Source organism: Hespellia stercorisuis DSM 15480, assembly GCF_900142165.1.
Classification (GTDB): Bacteria; Bacillota; Clostridia; order Lachnospirales; family Lachnospiraceae; genus Hespellia; species Hespellia stercorisuis.
Map to the genome: position 1 here is coordinate 1 of NZ_FQZY01000012.1, position 25,058 is coordinate 25,058.

Sequence of the window (25,058 nt, forward strand, 5' to 3'; positions counted from 1 at the left end):
CAGACCATTTTTGAAGATGGCGCCATTGAAGCTATACTAAATGCTGCAGATGGAACTCCGCGCCTTATCAATAAGTATTGTAATGTAAGCCTACTTCTTGCCGATAGCAGCAAAGCAAATCTCATCACACCAGATATCGCTATGCAGGCAATCAATGACTGTGAATTAGGGTAATCTCTTTTTCCTCATGCAATTAATTTGCATGAGGAATTTTAAGGTTAAAACAACGTGCAGAATCAACTGCAAAGAATCCGCTTTGTATCTTCCAACCTAAGCAAGAACACCCTCATTTAATTTGACAGAAGAAGCTTCATCTAATGTGCAAAACAACAATCAGGGAAGGCTTATTGTTCGCGGCAGGAGCCTTTGCAGTGACGGCAACGGTGGGGCTCGGTATCACATATGTCTGCTATCAGGCGGTGAATTATATGGAAGTGGCATTTACAATTCCCTGGAAAATGGTACTGGCATCCGCTGCTGTGCTGGTGCTGATCTGTGTGGAAATCCCACTGATCACATATAAGAGGAGTGTGAAAAAACATTCGATTGTGGAGCGAATCCGGTGCGTGGAGTGACAGGAGGCAAGATAAGAAATGATGACGAATCGTCCACTTCATTAAGCTGATTGAGGTCATAGTCACTGATTACTTTTTTCTCTAAAGGTTTCAGAGCAGGTTGTTCAAGGGTCGGTTGTTCTATAAATTTTGCTGCAAGCCTGTAGGAAGAAAGTTTCGAGGATGGATAGAGGATACATATGAAAATAAGTCTTGAAAATATATCAGAAAATTTGACAAAAAACACAGGCTTTCTGCGCTCTCGGCTGCTATTAGGTAAAGGGCGCAGAAAAGTACTATTTGTTCAAGTTGCATTTAATAAAATATTATGTTATAGTCTAACACATATTCATTCGACATTCTGTTTGAAGAATAATCTAAGGTTTCCGGCGTATCGCCAAAGATTCCGATCAGCACTAAGTTTATACCGAATAACAATCCTATACGAAAGAAGTGATGCCTATGATTGTCCAGATTCCTCGCAGTTCTTAAAAAACTCGTGTAAATCGAGTATAAACAAAAAAATCATTGAGTTACAACGTTTCTAAAAGTCTGAATAAAATCACACAAGGAGAATACCATGTCTAAAAATCTAATCAACACATCTAAGATTGAATTGAATCAAACAAGTACAACTGCCGATAAAAAAGTAACAGCCACGACTGCCAGTCAGAAAATGTTGACCGGTCCCATACCATATCGGCTCACGAATGACTACATGTTCCGGGCGGTGCTGCAGAAAAATATCCATGCACTTCGCTCCCTGATTGCCTGCCTTCTTGATCTGCCGGAGGAGGAGCTAATTGATATCAAGATACTCAACCCTATCATATTAGGCGATTCCATCGATGAAAAAACATGTGTGCTGGACCTGCGGATTCGGCTCAACAATAATAAGTTTCTGAATCTGGAAATGCAGATCAGCAATCAGGGAGACTGGCCAGAACGGTCATTATACTATCTTTCCAGAACCTACTGCAACCTCCCCAGAGGCGGTTCCTATGCCGACATTCTTCCCTGTATACATATCGGAATCCTTAATTTTTCTCTCTTTCCAGACACTGCGGATCCATACGCCGAATATCTCCTGTCAAACACTAAAACCCACCAAGTTTATAGTGACAAGTTCTCCATCCGTGTGTTAGACTTAACACAGATAGAAACCGGTCAATTGCAGAAAGAGAAGCCAGAACTTTATTATTGGGCCAAACTCTTTGTCGCCAAAACATGGGAGGAGATGCAGATGCTGAGTGAAAAATCTGAAGGAATCCAGGAGGCTGTTCTGACACTGAAAGAATTAACAGAAGATGAAAAAATCCAGCTGCAGTGCGAAGCACGGGAAATGTATGAACACACCATGGCATCGGCAGAGCGGTTCGGACGGATTGAAGGGAAACGCGAAGGAAAGATCGAAGGGAAACGCGAAGGAAAGATCGAAGGGAAACGAGAAGGAAAGATCGAAGGGAAACGAGAAGGAAAAATTGAAGGGAAAATTGAAGGAAAACGTGAGACAGCAGAAAAAATGCTGCGGGACGGGATGGATGATGAACAGATCCAAAAATATACGGGGCTGAGTCAGACGGATATTGAGGAGATTCGTCATACTGTCGAATAAAAAATAAATTGTAAGCAGGATGGAAACAGGTCGATGAAAATCAATCTGTTTTTTTCTTGAAAAAACAAGCGCGGTGATCAAGAACCTGACACCGGGCAAAAAGTACTACTTCAAGATCAGCACCTACATTTCAGGCTCTAAGCTGACCACAGCGACAGGCAGCTTCAGTGCAGTGAAGGGCTGCGCGCCATCTCTTGCAGTGAAAATGTAGTTATATATCATTACTTTTTCTATTATAAAACTGTCAAACTTCCGAGAGGAGGCAAGATAAGAAAATGATGATGAATCGCCCACTTTACTAATGGTATTCCAGATGATAAACTATGGATAAGTACATTTGCGATAAGTTCTCGAAAAGGGAAAACAGGAATTTCTTTTGCAGAACTCTTTAAAATGAAGCTGTTTTGTCCCCCAAAGATTAAATATCTATTGACAAAGATGGAAGAAAATGGTTTAATAACAGTAACAGTTATCGTTATTGAAAAGAAAAGGAGAAAATATGAGCAAACATTTATCGATGGACATACGTGTCCCGATTGAACCGGATAATCCGGCTATTATGCGGGAAGAATCCTTGTGTATCAAATGTGGGCAGTGCAAAGAAATCTGTATAAAAGACATACACGTGCACGACACCTATACATTGGCAGACACGATGGACACGGCGGTCTGCATCCACTGCGGACAATGTGCCAACGTCTGTCCGGTCAGCAGCATCACGGAGAAGCATGAATACAAACAGGTTGAAGCTGCTGTGAAGGACCTGGATAAAATTGTTATTTTCAGCACATCTCCATCTGTCCGCGTCGCTCTGGGTGAAGAGTTTGATATGGCGGACGGCAGCTTTGTAGAAGGGAAGATGGTTGCGCTTCTTCGCAGTCTGGGTGCCGACTACGTTCTGGATACGAACTTTTCCGCAGACCTTACCATTATGGAAGAGGCCAGCGAACTGATCGAGCGGGTGACCAGGGGGACGAGACCTCTTCCACAGTTTACCAGCTGTTGTCCGGCCTGGGTGAAATATGCAGAGATGTATTATCCGGATATGCTGGATCATATTTCTTCCGCAAAGAGTCCGATTGGTATGCAGGGTCCGACGATAAAAACCTATTTTGCAAAAAAAATGCAGTTGGATCCCAAAAAGATTGTCAACGTGGCGGTGACGCCGTGCACGGCTAAAAAATATGAGATCCGCAGAGAAGAAATGCATGCAGCGGGCACATATCTCGGGGAAGAGGATATGCGGGATATGGACTATGTGATCACCACCCGGGAGCTGGCAGGATGGGCCAGGGAGCAGGAGATTGATTTTGTGAATCTGCCGGAGGATGCTTTTGATTCTCTCATGGGAAAAGCTTCGGGCGCGGGTGTGATCTTTGGGAATACCGGTGGCGTTATGGAGGCGGCTCTTCGAACAGCCTATGAATTTATGACTGGTGAGAAGGCCCCGGAAGTCCTGTACGAACTGGAACCGGTGCGAGGTATGGATGGCATGCGGGAAGCATCCTTAAAGATTGGAGATCTGGAAGTGAATGTGGCAGTTGTACATGGCACGCGTAATGCATCGGACCTGATAGAACTGATAAAAAATGGTGATAAACAGTATCATTTCATAGAGGTTATGACCTGCCCCGGTGGATGCATCGGTGGTGGCGGACAGCCCAAGGGCACCCTGGAGAAGGGGGATGAGCTTCGAAAGGCGAGAATCGAGGGCCTTTATGATAAGGATAAGAAGATGACACTGCGAAGCAGTCATGAAAATGAAGAAATCAAACAGTTATACAAAGAATTTTACGGGAAACCCCTGTCAGAATTGGCAGAGAAAATGTTACATACAATTTATGAAGACAAGAGTGAATTATTAGGAGGAAAAAAGATGAGTACAGTAAAATATCGTTGCAGCGTATGTGGTTACATTCACGAGGGAGAATTACCAGAAGGGTTTACATGTCCAATCTGTAAGCAGCCGGCTTCTGTTTTTGAGAAGGTGGAAGAAGCGGCAGGAGGAGAGAACCCGTACGCGGGTACACAGACAGAGAAGAACCTGCAGGAAGCTTTCTCAGGCGAGAGCCAGGCAAGAAACAAGTATACCTACTTTGCAAATGTTGCCATGAGAGAGGGATATGACCAGCTGGCAGAAATTTTCCTGAAGACAGCGCGCAATGAACAGGAGCACGCGCGGGTATGGTATCAGGAACTGGGCAACATCGGTGCAACACCGGAAAACCTGCTTCACGCGGCAGAGGGCGAGAACTATGAGTGGACGGACATGTATGATCGTTTTGCCAAGGATGCAGAAAAAGAAGGTTTCTCTGAATTGGCTGAAAAATTCCGTAAGGTAGCAGCCATCGAGAAAACGCATGAAGAAAGATATCGTTTCCTGCTGAATAATGTGGAGACGCAGAAGGTATTTGAGAAGACCGATGAAACAATCTGGGAATGCCGTGTCTGCGGTTATATTGGAATCGGCCGCAAGGCACCGGAAGTATGCCCGGTTTGCGGCATGAGCCAGTCGTTCTTTGAAGTGCGAAAAGAAAATTATTAAGAGATATTCGAAATTCTCCGCTGAGAGTGGTTAGCGGAAAGGGAATCAAAAGAGAAGTTCCATCGGAATAGATGTCAATTTATAGGACTGACATTATTTCGGTGGAGCTTTTTGCGTTAAATGATTATAAAGAAGTATCGCGTCGAGAAACTTATTTTCCTGAAATTGCATGCCAATCCATTGTTGACCTGAAAGAAATAGATTACAATAAGGTTATCAAAGGAGGAAGATTGGGATGAGTTTTTTAAACCTTAACAGCAACATTGTCAGGCTCAGAAAAGAGAGTGGAATCACACAGGAAGAACTGGCGGCGTTTGCCGGTGTGACAAAAGCATCGGTTTCAAAATGGGAGACAGGGACAACGACACCGGACATCACACTGCTCCCGGTGCTGGCGGCATATTTTGATGTCTCGGTGGATCAGCTCCTGGGATACGAGGCACAGCTGAACAGACAGCAGATCCGGATTTATTATCACAGACTGGCGGAGGATTTTGCTAAAAAACCGTTTGATGAGGTCTGGAAAAACAGTATAGAATTGGCGAAAAAATATTACTGCTGCTATCCATTTCTCATGCAGATCGTGATTCTGTGGCTGAACCATGCCTCACTTGCACAATCAGAAGAGCAGCGAAACAGCGTGATGCAGGAGGCGGAAAAACTGTGTGACCACATTATGAAAAGCAGCGATAACGGTGGGATACGCGAAAATGTATCGGCGTTCAGAAGAATGATCTGGCTGCAGACGGGACGGCCACAGCTGGTGATCGAGGAGCTGGAGCAGGAGACGATGGATGTCAACCGGGTCGGGGACCGAGGGGCGATGCTCCCGATGGCGTATATGTATACCGGAAATATCGCCATGGCAGAAAAGAGCAGCCAGATTGGAATATACCGGAATCTGATGGAACTGATTGGCGGGTGCTCGTATCTGCTTATGAGCTGCCCTGGAAAGCGGGAATACTGTCTGGAGATCATCCGAAGAACCGATCAGATACTGGAGACATTTCAGGTGGGAAAGCTGCATCCTAATTCTGCAGGTATATTTTATTATCAGGCGGCAGTGTCGTTATGCAGTTTGCCGGAGGGAACAGATGCGGATACCGAGGCGGCTATATACGAACACCTTGAAAAATATGTGGAGATGATCCGTCAGCTCTGCGAGGACGGAATCAAACTTCATGCAGATACCTTCTTTTTCAGTCTTGAGGATTGGCTGGGAAATCTGGAATTGGGGAAAGAGCCGGTGAGAGATGGAAAACTGGTTCTGGAGGGAGCGGTGGAAAGTCTGAAAAGTCCGGTGTTTTTGGTCTTGCCGGATCAGAAAAAGATTGCCCATTATATTAGACAGATCAAGGACATGGAACGCCTGTTATAGGAAATGGCTCACGCATACGGAAACAGGAGTAAAGTGCAGCGGCTTATAATATTGAGATGTACAACAACCCGGAAGATTATGAAAAAGGGATCTGGGACGAAAATTATTACAGTGAAATTTGGATTCCGGTTAATCTTCTAAATCACCGGTAGCGGGATTGTCAATCAGTTTGCCGTCTGCTGTAAATCGTGAGCCGTGGCAGGGGCAGTCCCATGTATGCTCATCAGGATTCCATTTTAAAGCACAACCCAAATGAGGGCAGCGCTTTGCAGCTGGGGTGAGCAGATTGACAACTGATTCCAATGCGTTAGCTGCTAATTGAGGGTGGAGCATATTTCTGGATGGAGAAAATACCTGCATATATGGATGCTCTTTGTCTTGAACCAAATCAGATAAAATCGTAGCTGCCGCCATTGACGAGGTCATTCCCCACTTGTTAAAGCCGGTGGCTACATATAAGCCATCTGTAGCGGAGGAATAGGCACCGATATATGGCACAAGATCAAGAGTCATACAGTCCTGTGTTGCCCAATTATATTTTTCGGTTGCATTTGGATAATGTATCTTTGCAAAGTCCCGCAGTTCCTGCCAGTTTCCACCTTTTTTGCCCGTGCGGTGATCGCCGCCGCCAATCAGTAACAGATTTTGATGATTTCGAAAAGACATTCCTTTTTGTGCTTCATCTACATACATTCCATTCACGTTCGGTGCATTTTCAAGAGCAATCACATAGGAACGGTGTTGATACATTTTTATAAAATAGCTGCCATGCTTATTAATAAATGGGAAATGTGTTGCTACAATGATGCTCTTTGCCTGAACGGTTCCGTGGCTGGTAATTGCTTTGGTTCCAATTAATTCACATACGTTTGTATGTTCATAGATACGCAGGCCTTTTGAAATTTCCGATATAAATTTTAGTGGATGAAATTGTGCCTGATTTTGAAACTTTACGGCACCTGCCACCGGAAAAGGCAGTGGAAGAGCTTCAGCAAACTCTGCCTGAAAGCCAAGCTTTTCAAGTGCTATGATTTCCTTTTCTATTTTAGTACGATTCTCAAGTGAGTATACATATGCATCCTTTTGTTCAAAATTGCAGTCAATAGTTCGGCACAGCTCACAGTACTTTTTCAGGGCTGCGTTATTGGCATCTAAATATTGTTTTGTCTTTTCCACACCAAATTCACCAATCAGTTTGTCATAAATAAGTCCATGTTGTGATGTGATTTTAGCAGTGGTATTTTTTGTAATGCCGCTGCCAATCGTTTCTGGTTCCACAAGCGCATAATTGATTCCAGCCTGATGCAGCATATAGGCACACAAAACCCCGCAGATACCACCACCAATAATTAAAACGTCTGTCTTGATATCTTCGTTTAAACTTTCAAAAGTCAAATGATCTGCTGTCTCTTCCCAAAGTGAGTTCATAAACAATCCTCCACAAAACCTGTTTTTACTAGTTTTCCTCAAAAGAAAGATATTAATCCGTGTTCTGTGGATAAATCTGCGGAAAATGAAAGAAATGTTGATATTGTTTTATGGATGGGAATGCAATATAAAAGGCGGCTTCGCAGCGGCGCGTGTATGGATAAGTTTTGCGGAATATGAAGTCAGGTTACGGGAAAAGTGTCAGGTATTAAGCGTAACCGCAATCTGTTCCCCGTATTTTACATAGGTCTCGTATCCTGCATTAGTATTTGCCAGAAGATCGGCATCGATGGTCACTGCATCTTTTTGAAGCAGCAGAACGATGGTGGAGCCACCAAATTCGAACCAGCCTTTTTCTGTTCCTTTTTTAACTTGGCAGGATGAAAGCTCTTTATTTGAAATTTTACCGACCATGAGGGCGCCAACCTCCATTGAGAGGATGGTGCCCATATTTTTTGTCTTGAGCAGACAAAATTCACGGGTATTCATTTTATAGATTGGCATCACATCATTTGCAATTGGATTTACAGTATGAAAGATTCCGGGAATCCGGTGTTGTTTTGATTTGAGTCCGTCTGCTGCGTAGCAGTAGCGGTGATAATCATCGACCGTCAGACGGATTACCATGGCATAGCCACCGGCATATTTGGCGGCAAGCCGGCGGCTGCCAATGAGCTGCGAAACGGTGTAGACAGTATCCTTGATGCAGAGCGAACAATTATTGTGGATGGGATATACGCTGAGTTTTCCGTCACATGGGCTGATCAGAACATCCTCCGATCCGGCGATTGGACGATACTGTGGTCTGATTTTTCTTGTGAAAAAATCATTGTAAGAGCTATAAATCTTTGGCTCGTAAAGGCGCAGATCAATCGCATTGTGGCGGACAAAGCCTGAAATCAGTCCGGCGGAAAGACGTGTGTTCATAGCACTTCCGCCGATTTTGGAAAACAGAGGAGAGACGAGAGGTTTCAACAGCATACGGCCCGGCGCATTCGTATAAAGCATACGAAGAAATCGATCCTGAGTCGAATCTTCCGTTGTAACAGTTCCATATCGGTCCATATATTTCATTAGAAGCTCCTTTCTATTAGCAGAGGTGCAGCAATTTTAACACTGCGAGTCCGACAATGATGACCATGATGGCCAAAACAGCGTTTGTAGGTTTTTTCAAGCGAAAATTCGTGACGTACAGAACGGCGATGGACAGCATTACGATCTGCAGTACAAAGATAAAATTCAGACGGAGGAGCGGATGCAGTATCATGACAAGCGGAAGTGCGATGGCGCTTGAAGTGATTGGAAGACCGTGATACACGCTGCATTCTCCCTCCGGACATTCCTCCGGGTTTTCGGTCATTACATTATAAAATGCTAAACGAATCAGACCTGTAAGTACGAAAATCATCAAAATGATGATGCCGGTAGGACGATTCATTCCCATCTGAAAGCAGATAATTGCCGGAGAAATTCCGAAACAGACCATATCGCAAAGGGAATCAATCTGAACACCAAAACGTTGTTCATCAATCGTACGGTTCTTTTTGGTACGTGCAATCTTGCCGTCGAACATATCGCAGAGACCGGAGAGTGCAAGTGCGGTTACCGATAGCTTCAGGTATCCGCAGATGGCTAAGAAAATTCCACCGACTGAAATGAGAAGACTGATATATGTAAGTATCACCGTATAATCGTAAAATCCTAAAACTTGTTTTTCTTTTTGCATATCTTATTTTTTCCTCCAATTGTAAAATTTGCCAGAACAGTCAGAGCTGCGCTCAAAATCAGTTCTGTATAATAACTAAGTCCTCTGCTTAAAATCATACCGGGCAGCAGGAGCTTTGCTCCGAATACCGGGACGAAAATAGTTAAGAATAGGGTTTCGCTGATTCCCATTCCGCCGGGCAGAGGCAGCATATCAACAGAGATGGAAATCACAGCCTGCAGCAGGACGATGACTGCGACAGAGTATTCTTTTAATCCGAAGGCACGGTAGACAAAATAAGTGGATAAAAACAATGCGAATCTCTGTGCAAATGTAATAGCAAGCACATTGATGATTACTTGTTTATGATCCTTCAGATAAACTGCAGTATCCTGATATTCCGTCATTGCGGCATCCAGCCGCTGATGACGGCTCTCTTTCTTTTTCATAAGATGCAGCTTCTCGAGCAGCCAGAGCCCGCGGGTCAAAATGTCTTTTGCAAGAGTCGTGTGAAAGACCAGTACAAACATAGCTATGACACACAGTACATTTAAGAGAATCCCCAGATGAAAGACAGGGAGAATACCTGTTAAATACTGCTTTATAAATCCATTTCCGAAAATGAGAATCGCAAGCCCGATGATCACGAGAACAGCTTTATAAGTAATCGTGACAACCATCAATACGAGCGTTGAGACCGGAATGGGAATCTCTTCCTTCTTCATATAATAAATCTGAGCAGGCTGTCCGCCGGATGCGGAAGGCGTAATGCAGCTAAAGAAAAAGCCGATGGATGAAAATAAAAAGCAGGTCCATTTCCGCAGATGAATGTTCAGCGTGTGCATCATATAAAAGATAATGATGGATTCGCCCCAGATAAAAAACACCACACACGCAACCGCCGGTAACAGATAGAGCGGGTTGACAGTGCTGATAATATGCAGGATTTTGCCGAGATCTTCGCCGTGAAAGATACCGTAGATTGTTCCGGCAAAGACAACAAGCAGGAACAATACCTGTAACAATAATTTTTTCTTATTTTCCATTTTTCTTTTGATCCATTCTGCCGCGTAGTAGACTGCGAACTTGTTTTTCAATCCATTCGGAAATGTGCAGGTAAACCCGATAGCCGTTTGTTCGCTGGCTGACAGCGTAAGTAATCTCTGCCGCAGCGATACCGGCAATCACATCAATGAGGACGTGCTGCTTGAGGCATACGGTCGAGATACAGACGGTGACGGCGAGCGCATAGGACACAGCCCGGTACCATTTGGGAATCCAACCGCATTTGCGAAGACCGACACAGCAATACCAACTGACCATACAGTGAATCGACGGAAACAGGTTGTTTGCCGCGTCCGCTGAGTATAAAAAACGAACCAACTGAGTCCAAACATCATTTCCAATCAGATCGGGCCTTGTATTTGTTGTTGGAAATAAAAGAAAGCAGACCAGACAAATGATTCGCCCGTAAAAATCAGCAGTAAAAAAACGAAAGCATACTTCCTTGTCACTGCATGCAATCAGGATGTAATTCAAAATCCAGAATAGATAACAGCCGAGATAGACTATAATAAACTGCGGAATAAAGGGGATTTGCGCATCGAGCAGGGAATCCAGATTGTGGTGGTGTGCGCCGCTCATGAGAAGTCGTGATCCAAAATAGACACAGTTATTAACAAGAAGAGCAATTAATAATGGTGGAAGTTTTAGTTTGTCTCGCATGAAAAATCCTTTCAAATAGTGTTTTATACTAGTACATCTTACACGATTTGTCGCAAAAAGGCTATAGATAGAGGCAGATTTTTACAAGTGGCGCTAAAGCTGCTTATTGGATATATTAAACCTTGCCATTTCTACGCTTATCCCGTATAATAGGTGAGATGACAAATACATACATCAAAGGTGTCAGAGGACAGTCCAGGCTGTCGGCTCTGATGAAAAGGGAAACAGGTGAAAATCCTGTACGAACTCGTCACTGTGATAAGGGAGTTCCGGGCAGCGGGCCACTGAATTTTAATTTGGGAAGGCCGCCATGGAATGAAGATCTTTCAGCCAGGAGACCTGCCTGAGATATGCGACATACAGCCACGAGTAACTGGTTTGCGATGGATACAGATGATTATGTTTCCTACTATAATAAGACGGAGCATACTTCGCCTGATTTATTTCCATGCCCACCCGCGGCATGGATTTTTTGTGCTGACAATGAGCCGAGCGGCATCATGCTTGCATGAATGCCATTCGGCGAATGTCCATCATCGAACAACGAAGTTGTGAGATGTTGGAGAAGCACAAGATCGTGCAGGGACTGCGGGATCGCTGACAATGAGCCGAGCGGCATCATGCTTGCATGAATGCCATTCGGCGAATGTCCATCAACGAACAACGAAGTTGTGAGATGTTGGAGAAGCACAAGATCGTGCAGGAACTGCAGGATCGCTGACAATGAGGCAGTATATGAACAGTACAGCGAACAGCGTACCGTATAATCATATAAATAAAATTCAAGGAGAGAAATATGAAAAAGAAAATTTTGGTAGTAATGATGGCCTGCGCGCTTTCGTTGAGCATGATGACAGGATGCGGTTCATCAAAGACAGCATCTACAGGCAGCAGCGAGGCACCAGATGATCTGGCGGCAGCGGACAAAGTGGCCGATCTGATTGACCAGATTTACGTACAGGAGAGAACAGACAAGACAGATGCACAGTGCGAGGATGCAAAGAAAGCATGGGATGCACTGACAGATGCGCAGAAGGAAATGGTAGCAGGTGAAAATGCAGATCCGGATTATTTTGGAAGAGATACTGGGGATGCCTCAAAGGATGATCCGTTGAATCAGGACAAGATTGGTGAGAATGAGCTGTTGGTAGTCAGCTTCGGAACCTCATTTAATGACAGCCGTGCCACAGACATCGGTGGAATCGAGAAAGCTCTGCAGGAGGCAAATCCGGACTGGTCTGTTCGAAGAGCTTTCACAGCACAGATCATCATCAATCACGTGCAGGCACGTGACGATGAAAAAATCGACAACATGGATCAGGCACTGGAGCGTGCAGTGGACAATAAGGTGAAAAATCTTGTAATCCAGCCGACACATTTGATGCATGGTGCAGAATATGACGAACTGACAGCAGCAGTGGAAAAATATCAGGATAAATTCGAGTCAGTAAAGATCGCTGAGCCGCTTCTCGGTGAGGTTGGGGCAGATGCAGCCACGATCAATGCAGATAAAGAAGCAACAGCAAAAGCAATCTCGGCGGAAGCAGTGAAGGTTGCAGGCTTTGACAGTATGGATGCGGCAGCACAAGATGGAACAGCATTTGTATTTATGGGACACGGAACTTCTCATACAGCAAACGTTACATATGATCAGATGCAGACACAGATGGAACAGCTTGGATATGCCAATGCATTTATCGGAACCGTTGAGGGTGAGCCAGAAGGAACCGCGAGTGAAGATGTAATTGTAAAGGTAAAGGATGCCGGCTACAAAAAAGTGATTCTCCGCCCATTGATGGTAGTTGCAGGTGACCATGCCAACAACGATATGGCTGGTGATGATGCAGAGTCATGGAAGAGCCAGTTCGTGGATTCCGAGTACTTTGACAGTGTAGATACCCAGATCGAAGGATTGGGAAGAATCCCGGAGATTCAGAATCTTTATGTAGAGCATACCGCAGCGGCAATTGCAAGTGAAGGCCTTTCAGCTGCAACGGAAAGTGACGGAGCGGCAGCGGCGCTGGCTGACGGACAATACAGCGCAACTTTCAGCACAGACAGCAGCATGTTCCATGTAAATGAAGCGAACGAAGACAAGGGCGTTCTGACAGTGAAGGACGGAAAAATGACCATCCACATCAGTCTGACTTCTAAAAATATTGTGAATTTGTTTGCGGGAACCGCGGAAGATGCCCAGAAAGACGGCGCAGACCTTCTTATGCCGACCACAGATACTGTGACATACAGCGATGGTACCACAGAAGAAGTCAATGGTTTTGATGTTCCGGTACCGGAACTTGACAAAGAATTTGATTTGGCATTGATTGGAACCAAGGGAACATGGTATGATCATAAGGTATCCGTTTCAAACCCAGAGGAAATGAAATAATATGAAAAGAATATGCATTACTTTTTGCCTGTCACTTGTTTTACTGTTTACAATGTCACAGAATTGTCTGGCGCAGGAACCTGCGTTCCAGGAAGTATCTGTGGATGAGGCAGGCAGTGCAGAAAACTTGCAGACAGAACAGGCAGAGGTAGAGCTTGCAGATGGAACCTACCTGATCGGTATCACACTGGAGGGGGGGACCGGGCGGGCAACCGTCACCTCCCCTGCTAAAATGACAGTTGCTGATCGGCGGGGGACGGTTTCCATCGAGTGGAGCAGTCCAAATTATGATTATATGAAGCTTGGAGATGTAATCTATGAACCGGTGAACACAGATGGAAATTCTGTCTTTGAACTGCCGGTGATGGCACTGGATGAACCGGTGGAAGTGATTGCTGACACCACTGCTATGAGCCAGCCACACGAGATTACATATACAATCCTGCTTGATTCTTCAACGATCAAAGAGGCAGAGAGTGGGCATTCGATCTCACCGGCTATTATCGCTGCGGGATGTGCAGTGCTGATTGTCGTTGTGGCAGTGCTGATATTATATAGAAGAAAGAGAAAAAATCATGAGACAGTTTAAAAAAGTGATTCTGTTGGTTAGTATCCTTTTTGCTGCCATAATCAGTACATCCTGCGGCAAGTCGCAGGATGCACAATGGAATTCAGGCGATCATGATATTAGTACGGCATTATCATTTGACCATAGTATGGATCTGAAATATGCGACAGAATTTTCAATCGATTATTATGATGACGGCTACATCCTGATTTCCATATCAGATGGCAGCCGTTTTTTGCTAAATACAGAAAAAAAAGAAGTTCCAGAAGATCTGGATTCGGAAATTGTTGTTCTGGATGGTACGGCGCAGAATATTTATCTGGTTGCGTCTGCGACGATGGATATGTTTCACTCCATCGATGCGCTGGATCACATCACTCTCTCCGGCACTAAGGCGGAGAACTGGTATATTGAGGATGCGAAGGCGGCCATGGAAGACGGGCGGATTCAGTACGCTGGAAAATACAATGCACCGGACTATGAGCGGATCCTCGCGGAAAACTGTGGGCTTGCTGTGGAATCGACCATGATTCTGCATTCCCCTGACGTGAAGGAAAAGCTGGAGAGCTTCGGGATACCGGTGCTGGTGGATCATTCCAGCTATGAGTCCCATCCACTAGGGCGCACGGAGTGGGTGAAGCTTTACGGAGCCCTGACCGGAAAGGAAGAGGCTGCAGATGCCGCGTTTGAGGAACAGGAAGTACGTTATCAGCAGTTGGGCGATGTGGAGCAGACCGGCAAGAGCGTGGTGTTCTTTTACATTACCTCCAATGAGACGGTTGTGGTACGAAAGCCCAATGATTATGTGGCAAAGATGATCGAGCTTGCGGGCGGGACGTATCTGTTTCAGGATCTTGGAGGGGAAGAGAATGCATCCTCCTCCGTCAATATGCAGATGGAAGAATTTTACACGAAGGCGAAGGATGCCGATTATCTGGTGTATAACAGCACCATTGAAAAAGCGGTTGTCTCGATGGATGAACTGCTGACGAAAAGCGAGCTTTTGCAGGACTTTAAGGCGGTCAGGGACGGAAATGTGTGGTGTACGACCCAGAATGTATATCAGGAGTCCATGAGTACCGGAAGAATGATTGAAGAGTTTCACACCATGCTGACATCGGAGGATACGAAAGAGAATGAATCAAAATACATGTATCAACTACAATAAAACAAAAAAATACATCTTATATTTTACCATTCTTGTTCTTTTGATGGCTCTGTTTTTTGTGCTCAGTATCTGCATCGGGAGTACCAATATCTCGTTGCAGGAACTGGTCTCCGCTATTTCTGATCCGGATGCCGGAGGTACCGTTTCAACGATTATTTATGAGATCCGGATGCCGCGCGCTCTGGCAGCAACACTGCTTGGCGGGGCACTGGCGCTGTCCGGATATCTTTTGCAGACATTTTTTCAGAATCCCATAGCAGGGCCATTTGTCCTCGGAATCTCCTCCGGCGCAAAGCTGGTGGTGGCTCTGACCATGATTATTTTTCTGAAAAATGCCCGCGTGATTCACTCGGTGGATCTGATTCTGGCAGCATTTGCGGGCTCTCTGATCTCAATGGGGGCGGTGCTGCTCGTGTCGCGCAGGGTCCACAACATGTCGGTTCTGGTGCTGGCGGGAGTGATGATCGGTTATATCTGTTCGGCAGTCACGGATTTTGTCGTGACCTTTGCAGATGATTCCGACATTGTCAACTTACACAACTGGTCGCTGGGAAGTTTTTCGGGAATTTCATGGAGCAATGTGGAGACCATATCCTGGGTGGTCCTGGTTGCATTTGTTGTGGTTTTTTTGTTATCAAAACCGATGAATGCCTATCAGCTCGGTGAGACCTACGCAGCGAATATGGGGGTGAACATCCGACTGTTTCGCGGGATGCTCGTAATCCTTTCCAGTATCCTGTCGGCTTGTGTGACAGCATTTGCGGGACCGGTCTCTTTTGTCGGGATAGCCGTGCCGCAAATGGTGAAGAAACTTTTTCACTCGTCCAAGCCCATATTGATGATTCCGGCAAGCTTTCTGGGAGGTGCGGTGTTCTGTATGTTCTGCGATTTGCTGGCGCGAACCGTTTTTGCACCTACGGAGCTCAGTATCAGCACAGTCACTGCGATTTTCGGGGCACCGGTCGTGATCATCGTCATGCTGAAGCAGCGAAGTCAGCGATTTACAATGGAGTAAGCATATGAAAAAACCATATTTAAAAACAGAAAATTTATCCGTTGGATACCAGGGGATTCCACTGATACAGGAGATTGAACTGTCTTTATCAAAGGGAGAAATCGTGACGCTGATCGGTCCGAACGGAGCAGGAAAATCTACAATATTAAAAAGTATTTCTAAACAGCTCAGGCTCATATCCGGACAGGTTCTGTTCGAGGACATATCGATCAAAAATCTGTCGGAGAAGGAACTGGCCAGAAAAACAGCCATCGTGTTTACGGAGCGTCTGTCCCCGGATCTTATTACGGCGGGGGAGGTGGTTGCGCTTGGCCGGTATCCTTACACCAACGGTCTCGGAATCCAGAAGGAGGAAGACAAAAGGAAGGTGGAGGAAGCCATGCAGCTGGTACAGATCACCGACCTTGCGGAGCGGGAGTTCTCAAGGCTCAGCGACGGACAGAAGCAGCGCGTTCTGCTGGCTCGCGCAATCTGTCAGGAGCCGGATCTGCTGCTTTTGGATGAACCTACCTCTTACCTGGATGTGAAATACAAGCTGGAATTTTTCTCGGTGCTGCAGCAGATGACAAGACAGAAAAAAATCGGCGTATTGATGTCGCTCCATGAGCTGGATCTGGCGGAGCGGATCTCAGATAAGATACTGTGTGTAAAAGGGGATCGCATTGGGCGGTTCGGAACCCCGGAAGAAATCTTTCGGGAGGGCTTTATCGGGCAGCTCTATGATATCGACCACGGTTCCTTTGAAGAACAGAACGGGTTTGTGGAGCTGGAACGGGTCACCGGGCAATCCGAGGTGTTCATCATTGCGGGAAATCACACGGGGAGCTTTGTGTTCCGGGAATTACAGAGAAGGGGAATCCCGTTTTCGACGGGAATCCTTTCCGAAAATGATCTGGATTATCCGGCAGCAAAGGCGCTGGCCAACAAGGTGATTGCCGGAGAGGCTTACGAGGATTTCAGCGAGGCGGATTATGCCAGAGCGGAGGAGGAGATGCGATCCTGCGGGAGCCTGATCTGTTGTCAGAGACAATTTGGGACACACAACCGTCTGAATCAGAAGCTTCTGGAGGCGGCGAAAGCGGCCGGGATTCCGGTCAGTTACCGGGCGGAGCAAGAAGACAATCGGTGATGGGGAAAAGCGACGGTTCGCCCTGTCAGAAAGTAGGAGATGAGATGGCAAAAGTAATCATGGTTCAGGGAACCATGTCGAATGCGGGAAAGAGCCTGCTGGCGGCTGGACTCTGCAGAATTTTCAAACAGGACGGGTACCGGGTGGCACCGTTTAAGTCGCAGAACATGGCGTTGAACTCTTTTATCACGGAGGAAGGCCTGGAGATGGGCAGGGCCCAGGTGATGCAGGCGGAGGCAGCGGGAATTGCACCGTCGGTTCTGATGAATCCGATTCTGCTGAAACCAACCAATCACATGGGATCCCAGGTGATCGTGAACGGAGAAGTGCTGGGGAATATGAGTGCGAGGGACTATTTTGCACACAAGAAAAGTCTGATTCCGGATATAAAGCATGCGTTTCAGGACTTGGAAAAGCTGGCGGATATCATTGTGATCGAAGGCGCCGGGAGCCCGGCAGAGATCAACCTCCGGGAGAACGATATCGTGAATATGGGACTGGCCGAGATGGTAGATGCGCCGGTGCTTCTGGTGGGAGACATCGATCGCGGCGGTGTGTTCGCACAGCTTCTCGGGACAGTCATGCTGCTGGAGGAGTCCGAGAAAAAGCGGGTAGGCGGACTGATCATTAACAAATTCCGGGGAGACAAGACCATTCTGGATCCGGGAGTCGTAATGCTGGAGGAGAGGGGGAACATCCCGGTAGTGGGAGTGGTTCCCTACATGGAGCTGTCCGTGGAGGATGAGGACAGTCTGAGCACACGATTTGATGAGACCGAGGAGGGGATTCTGGACATTGCAGTCATCCGGTATCCGAGAATCTCTAACTTTACAGATCTGGGCGTGTTTGAGCAGATTGAGCATGTCTCCATCCGCTACATCGATTCGGTGAAGGAACTGCATCACCCGGACATGATCCTTCTGCCCGGAAGTAAGAATACTATGAGTGATTTAACGTGGATGCGCCAAAATGGACTGGAGGCGGCCATTAAGAAAAAATCCGGGGACACCCTTATTTTCGGCATCTGTGGCGGCTACCAGATGCTTGGTCAGTCCATCACAGATCCGCACCGGGTGGAGGAGGGGGGATCCATGCGTGGAATGGAACTGCTCCCCATCCAGACGGAGCTGGAAAAAACCAAGACAAGGACTCAGATTCAAGGGACGTTTCAGAATCTCGAGGGCAGGCTCTCAGATTTGTCCGGGATGGAGCTGCACGGTTATGAGATTCATATGGGAAGTACGGTGAAGACGGAAACTGTGGATTCGCTGTGCGAATGTTCGGTGCTGGGAGAAAAACCGGAGATGCACGGCGCGGAAGGGACAGATAGAACCCCCCGGATGGACGGGTGTCACAAAAAGAATGTGTTCGGAACATACATTCATGGAATTTTCGATCACGGTGCGATCGCGCAGACCATCATCCGGGAGCTGGCCGGGCGAAAAGGGATTCAGATTGAGACCAGTGGCCTGATGAATTATGAGGAATTTAAGGAACTGCAGTATGATAAACTTGCAGAGGGACTGCGCGCCTCCCTGGATATGGATAAAATATATGTGATGCTGCGTGAAGCGGCGATATAAAGGATGGAGCAGTGCAGCTAAAATCCGGACGTTGTTCGGACGGGCACCGCGTAGGCAATCTCGCCTTTGCAGGAATCAAAAGTAATGGAAAGAAGCAGATACGATGAATAAAATGGACTTAAAAAACATGCAGGCAGAAGATATCAATCAAGCTGTCTATAAACAGATAGAAAAAAACTGGGATAACATTGCGAAGCCTCTGGACGGGCTGGGGCGGTTTGAAAAGCTAATCGCAAGGATCGGCGCAATCCACGGCACCACAGAGATTGACATTGAAAAAAAAGCGGTGATCGTCATGTGCGCGGACAATGGAATCGTGGAGGAGGGGGTCAGCCAGTCGGGACAGGAGACTACCACACTGATTGTCCGGTGTCTGGGAAAGGGACAGACCTCGGTTGGGAAAATGGCAGCATTTGTCGGAGCGGACGTGATTCCGGTGGATGTCGGAGTGAGTTCAGACGAGGCGTTCCCGGGCGTTCAGAACCGGAAGATCACACACGGGACCGGAAACTTTGCAAAGAGTCCGTCCATGACAGAGGAACAGACGCTGGAGGCTATCCAGATTGGTATCGAGATGGTGGCGCAGTGTAAAAAAGAGGGCTATCGGCTTCTGGCGACTGGGGAGGTCGGAATCGGGAACACGACCACCAGCGCGGCCATGGCTGCGGCTCTAACCGGATGTAAAGTCTCAGAGGCAGCAGGCCGCGGTGCGGGACTGGATGACCGGGGGCTGGAGAGAAAGCGGCAGGTGATTCAGGATGCACTGCATCATTATGAATTGAAAAAAGAAGAGCCGCTCCGTATTCTCTGCACCGTAGGCGGACTCGATATTGCCGGACTGACCGGGGTATTTCTGGGGGGGATGCTCTGTCATATCCCCATTGTAGCCGATGGTGTGATCAGTCTGGTGGCAGCACTGACGGCGGAGAGACTCGTACCGGGGACGAAAGCCTATATGATTGCCTCCCACCGGAGCAAGGAGCCGGCTGCGGAAATCCTCACGAAGGAGCTGGGGCTGTCCCCGGTGATCGATGCGGGACTTGCGCTGGGCGAGGGGACAGGGGCAGTCATGATGCTGTCACTTCTGGACATTGCGCGGACACTGTATCAGAGTGAGACCACATTTCAGACGATGGAGCTGGCACCCTATGAACGATTTTCAGAGACAGAGGAGAGCAGATGATCTATTTGGTGACGGGTGGAAGTGGAAGCGGGAAGTCGGCCTATGCGGAACAGCTGATGGAGCAGGCTTCCGGTGAAAAATATTACATTGCGACCATGCGGGTCCGGGATGAAGAGGGCGAACAGAAGGTGGCCCGCCACAGGAAAATCCGCAGGGACAAGGGCTTCGTTACAATTGAACAGTCGGTGGATGTGGGACGGATTGAAATCCCACGGGGAGACCGGAGCAGCGCTCTGTTAGAGTGTATGTCCAATCTGGTAGCAAATGAAATGTTTGCGGAGGGACAGATCCGGGAGCCGGGGCCGGTGACCGAGAAGGTGGTCGCGGATGTACTCCGCCTTGGCAGACAGGTGGAGCGGCTGGTGATTGTCACCAACAATGTGTTTGAGGATGGGATATCGTATGATCCGGGCACGATGGCGTATCTGCGTGCGCTTGGAGCCGTGAACTGCAGAATTGCAGACCTTGCGGATCAGGTGACCGAGGTCGTGGTGGGAATTGCCGTCCAGATAAAGGAGGCAGTATGTCCGTATTAAAATCAATCGCCATTGCATTTTCCATGTACTCACAGATCCCGGTTCCACAGTTTGCGTGGGAGGAGAAGGATATGCGGTATGTGCTGTGCTTTTTCCCATGGGTCGGAATCGTGATCGGCCTGCTGTTTTACGGATGGGGGTGGATCTGCATCCGGTATCAGATCGGATCCGTGTGCGCGTCCTTCGTCGGTGCAGCGATTCCACTCGTCATTTCCGGAGGATTTCATGTGGATGGATTTATGGACACGATGGATGCGTTCCATTCCTACCAGCCCAGGGAGAAAAAACTGGAAATATTGAAGGATTCACATATCGGCGCATTTTCGGTGATCATGCTGGTGCTATACTATCTGATTTACGTGGGGGCACTGTCGGAGGTAAGAACCCTCCGTTACACGGCAGTCCTTGCATTTGGATTCTTTATGGCAAGATGTCTCAGCGGAATCGGTGTCGTCACGTTCCGCTCCGCGAAACGGGAGGGACTGCTGTATACGTTTGCATCGGGTGCGCAGAAGTGGACGGTGAGGGTGACACTTCTCCTCCAGTTTGTGCTTGGCGCCGCATGCATGATGTGGATCGCACCGGTCCCCGGGCTCGTCTCCGTGGGAGTGGCGCTTGCATCCTTTGCTTATTTCCGCGTGCGCAGCTATCGGGAGCTGGACGGAATCACGGGAGATACCGCAGGGTATTTTGTGACCATATGTGAGGCGGCCCTTGCCATTGCGGCAGCGGTCTGCTGTGTGGCCGGTCTGTAAGAAAGAAGAGCAGACGGGTCTGTGAGGAAGAAAAAATCCGACTCGTAAGTGAGATGGAGCTGCCCGGTAAAAATAAAGGACAGCGTGGAGGACAGGAGGAAACATGGAATTATACATCGGGGGTTATGCCCAGGGAAAACAGGAATATGTCCGGAGCAAAAAAAGTGGACAGGATGTAGAGATTGTCCCGGATCTGCATCTGTGGTTTCGACAGCTGCTGGTAGAAGAAGCAGAGATCAAAGCAACTGAGATCAAAGCAGCAGCGGCAAAAGCAGCCGAGGTCAAAGCAGAGCAGGTCGTCCTGACGTACTGTGAGGAGCATCCGGACTGTGTTCTGATCTGTGACGAGATTGGAAACGGAATCGTGCCCATGGATCAGACAGAGAGGGCGTACAGGGAACGGCTGGGACGCCTTCTCATTGAACTGGCAAAAAGAGCAGACAGAGTGGAGCGGATCATATGTGGAATTGGACAGAGACTGAAATAGAGGTGACCTGGATTCGCCATGGTATGACAGCGGCAAATGAACAGCATCGGTATCTGGGCTGGACTGACGAAGCACTGTCGGAGAACGGAATCCGAAAGCTTCGGGAATGTGCCCCATCCCTGCAAAACTGCGGGAACTATCTGGTATCCTCGCCCATGAAGCGCTGCAGACAGACTGCTTTGCTGTTGTTTGGAAGAGAGCCGGATCTGCTCATACCGGAATGGAAGGAAATGAACTTCGGGAAGTTTGAAGGAAAGAACTATATGGATCTCAAGGGAGATCCGGAATACCAGAGGTGGATCGACAGCAATGGAACAATCGCATTTCCGGAGGGGGAAGCCAGAGAACAGTTCACCAACCGGTGTATGGCCGGTCTGAACCGGATGATGATCGAGCTGGAGCGTGAGAAAATCGTCGGGTCCGGGGTGCAGAAACCAAAGGTCGCGGCGGTGGTGCACGGAGGGACGATGATGGCGGTCCTGAGCAGTCTTTCCGGCGGAGAGTACTTTGATTTTCAGGTGAAAAACGGTTGTGGGTATTGTTCCACGCTGAGACGAAAGGAAGGGCAGATCATGCTCACACAGATAAAGGAGATTTCTAATTGATGAGGTACCATATTGCGGCAACATTTCTGGGCTTTCTGCTCGATCTGCTGATGGGCGATCCCTATTGGATGCCACACCCGATCCGGCTGATCGGAAACGGGATTGCTTTTCTGGAAAAGCGAATGCTTGGACCAAAGGAAGGGTCCGGGAGAAAGACTGGGAAAAATGAAGCAGAATACAATGCAGAAGAACACGCTGCAGAGGAACGCCGAAAGGGAATCTGTTTTGTGGTGCTGGTCCTCGCAGGGACAATCATCCTGAGTGCATCCTGTCTGGCGATCGCTTACGCCGTTCATCCGGTGGCAGGGATTGTGGTGGAAAGCATCATGACCTATCAGATCCTTGCCATGAAATGTCTGAAGACGGAGAGTATGAAAGTGTATCGGGAATTGGAACGCGGATCAGGAACGGGCGAACTTGCAGGTGCCAGAAAGGCGGTCGCCATGATCGTCGGAAGAGACACTGGAAATCTGGATGAAACCGGAATTGCGAAGGCTGCCATTGAGACAGTTGCGGAGAACGCGTCCGACGGAGTCATTGCCCCCATGCTCTACACGGCAGTCGGCGGACCGGTACTGGGCTTTTTTTATAAAGCAGTCAACACCATGGACTCCATGGTGGGCTACAAAAATGACCGGTATCTCCATTTCGGAAGAGCAGCGGCAAAGCTGGATGATGTGGTCAATTTTATTCCGGCCAGAATCAGTGCGGTATTGATCGTGCTGGCCTGCTTCTTGGGCGGCAGCGACTTCGACGGAAAACATGCATGGCAGATATACAAAAGAGACCGTTACAATCACGCCAGCCCCAATTCGGCCCAGACGGAATCGGCCTGTGCGGGAGCACTTGGAATCCAACTGGCAGGAGATGCCAGCTATTTTGGAAAGATTGTGAAAAAGCCGTATATCGGAGAGAAACTCCGTCCGGTGGAGGCTGACGATATTAAGCGGGTAAACAGATTGATGTACATCGCATCATTTTTGTGTCAGATCTGTTGTTTGCTGGTTCTGGGAGGGATTGATTTATGCATAAAATAATCCATGGCGGAGATATTTACCGCAACCAGGTACAGATGGATTTTTCGGTCAATACCAACCCTCTGGGAATCCCGGAGGGGGTGAAAGAGGCACTGGCCGATGCGGTGGAGAACTGCAGGTGTTACCCGGATATCCACGCGGCAGAGCTGGTTCATGCAATCAGCGGGCAGACCGGCGTGGAGCCGGATATGGTGGTCTGCGGCAACGGTGCTTCGGAATTGTTTATGGCAATTGTGCACGCGGAAAAGCCCAAAAAGATTTTGATCCCCGTCCCGTCGTTTTACGGGTACGAAAGGTCGGCACAGGCGTCCGGCGCGCAAACGGTCTATTACGAGATGAGAGAAGACGACTGTTTTTCCCTCACAGGGGCATTCCTGGAGCAGCTCACCGACGACATTGACCTACTGTTTCTTGCCACCCCCAACAATCCGGTGGGAAACCTGACGGACCGGAACCTCCTGAAACAAATCTGCCAGGTGTGCGGGGAGAAACAGATCACGGTGATCCTGGATGAATGCTTTATCGAGTTCACGCAAGAGCGGGGATTTGCGGAGGAGAACAGCCTGCGGGAGTTCCCCCATGTGATCGTGGTGAGGGCATTTACCAAAATATACGCGATTCCGGGCGTCCGTCTGGGGTATCTGTTGTGCGGCGGGAGCAGAAGGACTGAGAAAATCCGGGAGCAGCTGCCGGAGTGGAACCTGTCCTGCTTTGCACAGGAGGCGGGAATCGCGGCACTGCGGGAGAACGAATACCGCAGACAGAGCGTTCGCTATGTAGCGGAGGAACGGGCATATCTGACGCGGGGGCTGCAGAGTCTCGGCGTGCGGGTGTGGCCCGCAGCGGCAGATTTTCTGCTGATTCAGAGCAGATCCGGGTTGTATGAGAAGCTTTTGGAGCAGGGAATCCTGATCCGGGACTGCAGCAATTTCAGAGGACTTGCGAAAGGCTGCTATCGGATTGCGGTGCGGACACATGAGGAAAATCAAAGGCTGATGGAAATGGTGGGGAAAATAATTGAGACAGATTGAATACATAGGACCGAAAGATATTGAGACGAGAAGCTTCGAGATTATCACGCAGGAGCTGGAACAGATGGGAATCGTTTTGCCGCAGGACGAGGCAATGGTTACCAAGCGGGCGATTCACACCAGCGCAGACTTTGAGTATGCCACAACGATGACGTACTCGGAGGGGGCAGTGGAGACTGCAAAGCGGCTGATTCTTGCGGGCGCGGATATTGTGACAGACACCAATATGGCGCTGGCCGGGGTGAACAAGCGGACGCTGGCAAAGCACGGAGGAGAGGCCCACTGCTTTATGGCGGACGAGGAGGTCGCGCAGATCGCAAAGGAGCGGAATGTGACGCGGGCCACTGTCAGCATGGAGCGGGCGGCCAGGATCAAAAAGCCGGTTATTTTTGCCATTGGGAATGCGCCTACGGCATTGATCCGGCTGCATGAGATGATTCAAAGCGGAGCGTACCGTCCGGCGTTTATCATTGGAGTCCCGGTGGGATTTGTAAATGTGGAGGCGGCAAAGGAACTGATCCGGGAGACGGATGTGCCTTATATCATCAACCGGGGAAGAAAAGGCGGCAGTAATGTGGCGGCTGCAATCTGCAATGCGCTGCTGTACGAGCTGGGGAGGTAG

Annotated in this window: 23 protein-coding genes, 1 pseudogene and 1 riboswitch; of the genes and pseudogenes, 19 read left to right on the top strand and 5 right to left on the bottom strand. The window is 48.1% G+C overall.

What is annotated here, in order from left to right:
• Positions 1-317: 317 nt before the first annotated feature.
• The 4 genes from BUB85_RS04465 (at position 318) to BUB85_RS04480 (ending at position 6,092) form a co-directional block, all read left to right on the top strand.
• Entirely contained in the window at positions 318-575 is a 258-nt protein-coding gene (locus BUB85_RS04465) for a hypothetical protein (RefSeq protein ID WP_073105954.1), read from the top strand.
• A 559-nt stretch (positions 576-1,134) separates the two neighbouring features.
• Entirely contained in the window at positions 1,135-2,169 is a 1,035-nt protein-coding gene (locus BUB85_RS04470) for an Rpn family recombination-promoting nuclease/putative transposase (protein ID WP_073105956.1), read from the top strand.
• Positions 2,170-2,668: 499 nt separating this feature from the next.
• Positions 2,669-4,714 (top strand): rubrerythrin, encoded by a 2,046-nt coding sequence (gene rbr / locus BUB85_RS04475; protein WP_073105959.1) that lies wholly within the window; start codon positions 2,669-2,671, stop codon positions 4,712-4,714.
• Between the two features lie 235 nt (positions 4,715-4,949).
• Positions 4,950-6,092, top strand: a complete 1,143-nt coding sequence (locus tag BUB85_RS04480; RefSeq protein WP_073105961.1) for a helix-turn-helix domain-containing protein — start codon at positions 4,950-4,952, stop codon at positions 6,090-6,092.
• Positions 6,093-6,221: 129 nt separating this feature from the next.
• Here the strand turns inward: BUB85_RS04480 and BUB85_RS04485 are convergent, their stop codons facing one another.
• From BUB85_RS04485 to BUB85_RS04505, 5 genes are all read right to left on the bottom strand, one after another.
• Complete coding sequence (locus BUB85_RS04485; RefSeq protein ID WP_073105964.1) at positions 6,222-7,520, bottom strand: FAD-dependent oxidoreductase; 1,299 nt, start codon at positions 7,518-7,520, stop codon at positions 6,222-6,224.
• A gap of 201 nt (positions 7,521-7,721) precedes the next feature.
• Positions 7,722-8,594, bottom strand: a complete 873-nt coding sequence (locus BUB85_RS04490) for a phosphatidylserine decarboxylase (RefSeq protein ID WP_073105966.1) — start codon at positions 8,592-8,594, stop codon at positions 7,722-7,724.
• Between the two features lie 16 nt (positions 8,595-8,610).
• Positions 8,611-9,246: a CDP-alcohol phosphatidyltransferase family protein gene (locus BUB85_RS04495; RefSeq protein WP_073105968.1), complete on the bottom strand. Its 636-nt coding sequence runs from the start codon at positions 9,244-9,246 to the stop codon at positions 8,611-8,613.
• Positions 9,222-10,271: a lysylphosphatidylglycerol synthase transmembrane domain-containing protein gene (locus tag BUB85_RS04500; RefSeq protein WP_073105971.1), complete on the bottom strand. Its 1,050-nt coding sequence runs from the start codon at positions 10,269-10,271 to the stop codon at positions 9,222-9,224. The genes BUB85_RS04495 and BUB85_RS04500 overlap by 25 nt, the downstream gene beginning before the upstream one ends.
• The gene (locus tag BUB85_RS04505; protein WP_073105973.1) at positions 10,261-10,950 is read right to left on the bottom strand and encodes a phosphatase PAP2 family protein; all 690 of its coding nucleotides are present in this window, start codon (positions 10,948-10,950) and stop codon (positions 10,261-10,263) included. Before BUB85_RS04505 ends, BUB85_RS04500 begins: the two co-directional genes overlap by 11 nt.
• A 161-nt stretch (positions 10,951-11,111) precedes the next feature.
• A riboswitch (cobalamin riboswitch) is annotated at positions 11,112-11,311 on the top strand.
• Between BUB85_RS04505 and BUB85_RS21400 the strand changes: the two genes are divergently transcribed.
• The 15 genes and pseudogenes from BUB85_RS21400 (at position 11,301) to BUB85_RS04575 (ending at position 25,058) form a co-directional block, all read left to right on the top strand.
• Entirely contained in the window at positions 11,301-11,462 is a 162-nt protein-coding gene (locus BUB85_RS21400; RefSeq protein ID WP_159434616.1) for a hypothetical protein, read from the top strand. It overlaps the preceding riboswitch by 11 nt.
• 284 nt (positions 11,463-11,746) lie before the next feature.
• Positions 11,747-12,928: pseudogene (locus BUB85_RS04510) on the top strand (sirohydrochlorin cobaltochelatase); the annotation flags it as partial.
• A gap of 412 nt (positions 12,929-13,340) precedes the next feature.
• The gene (locus BUB85_RS04515) at positions 13,341-13,928 is read left to right on the top strand and encodes a hypothetical protein (RefSeq protein WP_073105979.1); all 588 of its coding nucleotides are present in this window, start codon (positions 13,341-13,343) and stop codon (positions 13,926-13,928) included.
• The gene (locus BUB85_RS04520) at positions 13,915-15,075 is read left to right on the top strand and encodes an ABC transporter substrate-binding protein (protein ID WP_073105982.1); all 1,161 of its coding nucleotides are present in this window, start codon (positions 13,915-13,917) and stop codon (positions 15,073-15,075) included. Before BUB85_RS04515 ends, BUB85_RS04520 begins: the two co-directional genes overlap by 14 nt.
• Positions 15,044-16,090 carry a FecCD family ABC transporter permease gene (locus tag BUB85_RS04525; protein ID WP_073105986.1) on the top strand — a complete coding sequence of 349 codons (1,047 nt, stop codon included), beginning with the start codon at positions 15,044-15,046 and terminating at the stop codon, positions 16,088-16,090. Before BUB85_RS04520 ends, BUB85_RS04525 begins: the two co-directional genes overlap by 32 nt.
• A 4-nt stretch (positions 16,091-16,094) precedes the next feature.
• A complete protein-coding gene (locus tag BUB85_RS04530; protein WP_073105988.1) occupies positions 16,095-17,219 on the top strand; it encodes an ABC transporter ATP-binding protein in 1,125 nt (374 codons plus the stop codon).
• Between the two features lie 44 nt (positions 17,220-17,263).
• A complete protein-coding gene (locus tag BUB85_RS04535) occupies positions 17,264-18,802 on the top strand; it encodes a cobyric acid synthase (protein ID WP_073106202.1) in 1,539 nt (512 codons plus the stop codon).
• A 103-nt stretch (positions 18,803-18,905) separates the two neighbouring features.
• On the top strand, positions 18,906-19,985 hold the full coding sequence (gene cobT, locus BUB85_RS04540) for a nicotinate-nucleotide--dimethylbenzimidazole phosphoribosyltransferase (RefSeq protein ID WP_084533913.1): 1,080 nt from the start codon (positions 18,906-18,908) through the stop codon (positions 19,983-19,985).
• On the top strand, positions 19,982-20,521 hold the full coding sequence (locus BUB85_RS04545) for a bifunctional adenosylcobinamide kinase/adenosylcobinamide-phosphate guanylyltransferase (protein ID WP_073105991.1): 540 nt from the start codon (positions 19,982-19,984) through the stop codon (positions 20,519-20,521). Before cobT ends, BUB85_RS04545 begins: the two co-directional genes overlap by 4 nt.
• Positions 20,509-21,276, top strand: coding sequence for an adenosylcobinamide-GDP ribazoletransferase (locus BUB85_RS04550; RefSeq protein WP_073105995.1), 768 nt, complete (start codon positions 20,509-20,511; stop codon positions 21,274-21,276). The genes BUB85_RS04545 and BUB85_RS04550 overlap by 13 nt, the downstream gene beginning before the upstream one ends.
• A 103-nt stretch (positions 21,277-21,379) precedes the next feature.
• Positions 21,380-21,763, top strand: coding sequence for a bifunctional adenosylcobinamide kinase/adenosylcobinamide-phosphate guanylyltransferase (locus tag BUB85_RS04555; RefSeq protein ID WP_073106212.1), 384 nt, complete (start codon positions 21,380-21,382; stop codon positions 21,761-21,763).
• Complete coding sequence (locus BUB85_RS04560) at positions 21,736-22,368, top strand: histidine phosphatase family protein (protein WP_242945348.1); 633 nt, start codon at positions 21,736-21,738, stop codon at positions 22,366-22,368. Before BUB85_RS04555 ends, BUB85_RS04560 begins: the two co-directional genes overlap by 28 nt.
• Complete coding sequence (gene cbiB, locus BUB85_RS04565) at positions 22,368-23,405, top strand: adenosylcobinamide-phosphate synthase CbiB (RefSeq protein WP_073105997.1); 1,038 nt, start codon at positions 22,368-22,370, stop codon at positions 23,403-23,405. Before BUB85_RS04560 ends, cbiB begins: the two co-directional genes overlap by 1 nt.
• Complete coding sequence (locus BUB85_RS04570; RefSeq protein WP_073106001.1) at positions 23,393-24,436, top strand: pyridoxal phosphate-dependent aminotransferase; 1,044 nt, start codon at positions 23,393-23,395, stop codon at positions 24,434-24,436. The genes cbiB and BUB85_RS04570 overlap by 13 nt, the downstream gene beginning before the upstream one ends.
• On the top strand, positions 24,423-25,058 hold the full coding sequence (locus tag BUB85_RS04575; protein WP_073106003.1) for a precorrin-8X methylmutase: 636 nt from the start codon (positions 24,423-24,425) through the stop codon (positions 25,056-25,058). The genes BUB85_RS04570 and BUB85_RS04575 overlap by 14 nt, the downstream gene beginning before the upstream one ends.

Excerpts from the sequence above, each read along its gene's own strand:
- BUB85_RS04515 (WP_073105979.1), top strand. The coding sequence starts at position 13,341 with ATGAAAAGAATATGCATTACTTTTTGCCTGTCACTTGTTTTACTGTTT.
- BUB85_RS04485 (WP_073105964.1), bottom strand. The coding sequence starts at position 7,520 with ATGAACTCACTTTGGGAAGAGACAGCAGATCATTTGACTTTTGAAAGT.
- cobT (WP_084533913.1), top strand. The coding sequence starts at position 18,906 with ATGAATAAAATGGACTTAAAAAACATGCAGGCAGAAGATATCAATCAA.
- BUB85_RS04500 (WP_073105971.1), bottom strand. The coding sequence starts at position 10,271 with ATGGAAAATAAGAAAAAATTATTGTTACAGGTATTGTTCCTGCTTGTT.
- BUB85_RS04555 (WP_073106212.1), top strand. The coding sequence starts at position 21,380 with ATGGAATTATACATCGGGGGTTATGCCCAGGGAAAACAGGAATATGTC.
- rbr (WP_073105959.1), top strand. The coding sequence starts at position 2,669 with ATGAGCAAACATTTATCGATGGACATACGTGTCCCGATTGAACCGGAT.
- BUB85_RS04465 (WP_073105954.1), top strand. The coding sequence starts at position 318 with ATGTGCAAAACAACAATCAGGGAAGGCTTATTGTTCGCGGCAGGAGCC.
- BUB85_RS04560 (WP_242945348.1), top strand. The coding sequence starts at position 21,736 with ATGTGGAATTGGACAGAGACTGAAATAGAGGTGACCTGGATTCGCCAT.
- BUB85_RS04545 (WP_073105991.1), top strand. The coding sequence starts at position 19,982 with ATGATCTATTTGGTGACGGGTGGAAGTGGAAGCGGGAAGTCGGCCTAT.
- cbiB (WP_073105997.1), top strand. The coding sequence starts at position 22,368 with ATGAGGTACCATATTGCGGCAACATTTCTGGGCTTTCTGCTCGATCTG.
- BUB85_RS04505 (WP_073105973.1), bottom strand. The coding sequence starts at position 10,950 with ATGCGAGACAAACTAAAACTTCCACCATTATTAATTGCTCTTCTTGTT.
- BUB85_RS21400 (WP_159434616.1), top strand. The coding sequence starts at position 11,301 with ATGCGACATACAGCCACGAGTAACTGGTTTGCGATGGATACAGATGAT.
- BUB85_RS04490 (WP_073105966.1), bottom strand. The coding sequence starts at position 8,594 with ATGAAATATATGGACCGATATGGAACTGTTACAACGGAAGATTCGACT.
- BUB85_RS04470 (WP_073105956.1), top strand. The coding sequence starts at position 1,135 with ATGTCTAAAAATCTAATCAACACATCTAAGATTGAATTGAATCAAACA.
- BUB85_RS04495 (WP_073105968.1), bottom strand. The coding sequence starts at position 9,246 with ATGCAAAAAGAAAAACAAGTTTTAGGATTTTACGATTATACGGTGATA.
- BUB85_RS04535 (WP_073106202.1), top strand. The coding sequence starts at position 17,264 with ATGGCAAAAGTAATCATGGTTCAGGGAACCATGTCGAATGCGGGAAAG.
- BUB85_RS04525 (WP_073105986.1), top strand. The coding sequence starts at position 15,044 with ATGAATCAAAATACATGTATCAACTACAATAAAACAAAAAAATACATC.
- BUB85_RS04480 (WP_073105961.1), top strand. The coding sequence starts at position 4,950 with ATGAGTTTTTTAAACCTTAACAGCAACATTGTCAGGCTCAGAAAAGAG.
- BUB85_RS04550 (WP_073105995.1), top strand. The coding sequence starts at position 20,509 with ATGTCCGTATTAAAATCAATCGCCATTGCATTTTCCATGTACTCACAG.
- BUB85_RS04530 (WP_073105988.1), top strand. The coding sequence starts at position 16,095 with ATGAAAAAACCATATTTAAAAACAGAAAATTTATCCGTTGGATACCAG.
- BUB85_RS04570 (WP_073106001.1), top strand. The coding sequence starts at position 23,393 with ATGCATAAAATAATCCATGGCGGAGATATTTACCGCAACCAGGTACAG.
- BUB85_RS04520 (WP_073105982.1), top strand. The coding sequence starts at position 13,915 with ATGAGACAGTTTAAAAAAGTGATTCTGTTGGTTAGTATCCTTTTTGCT.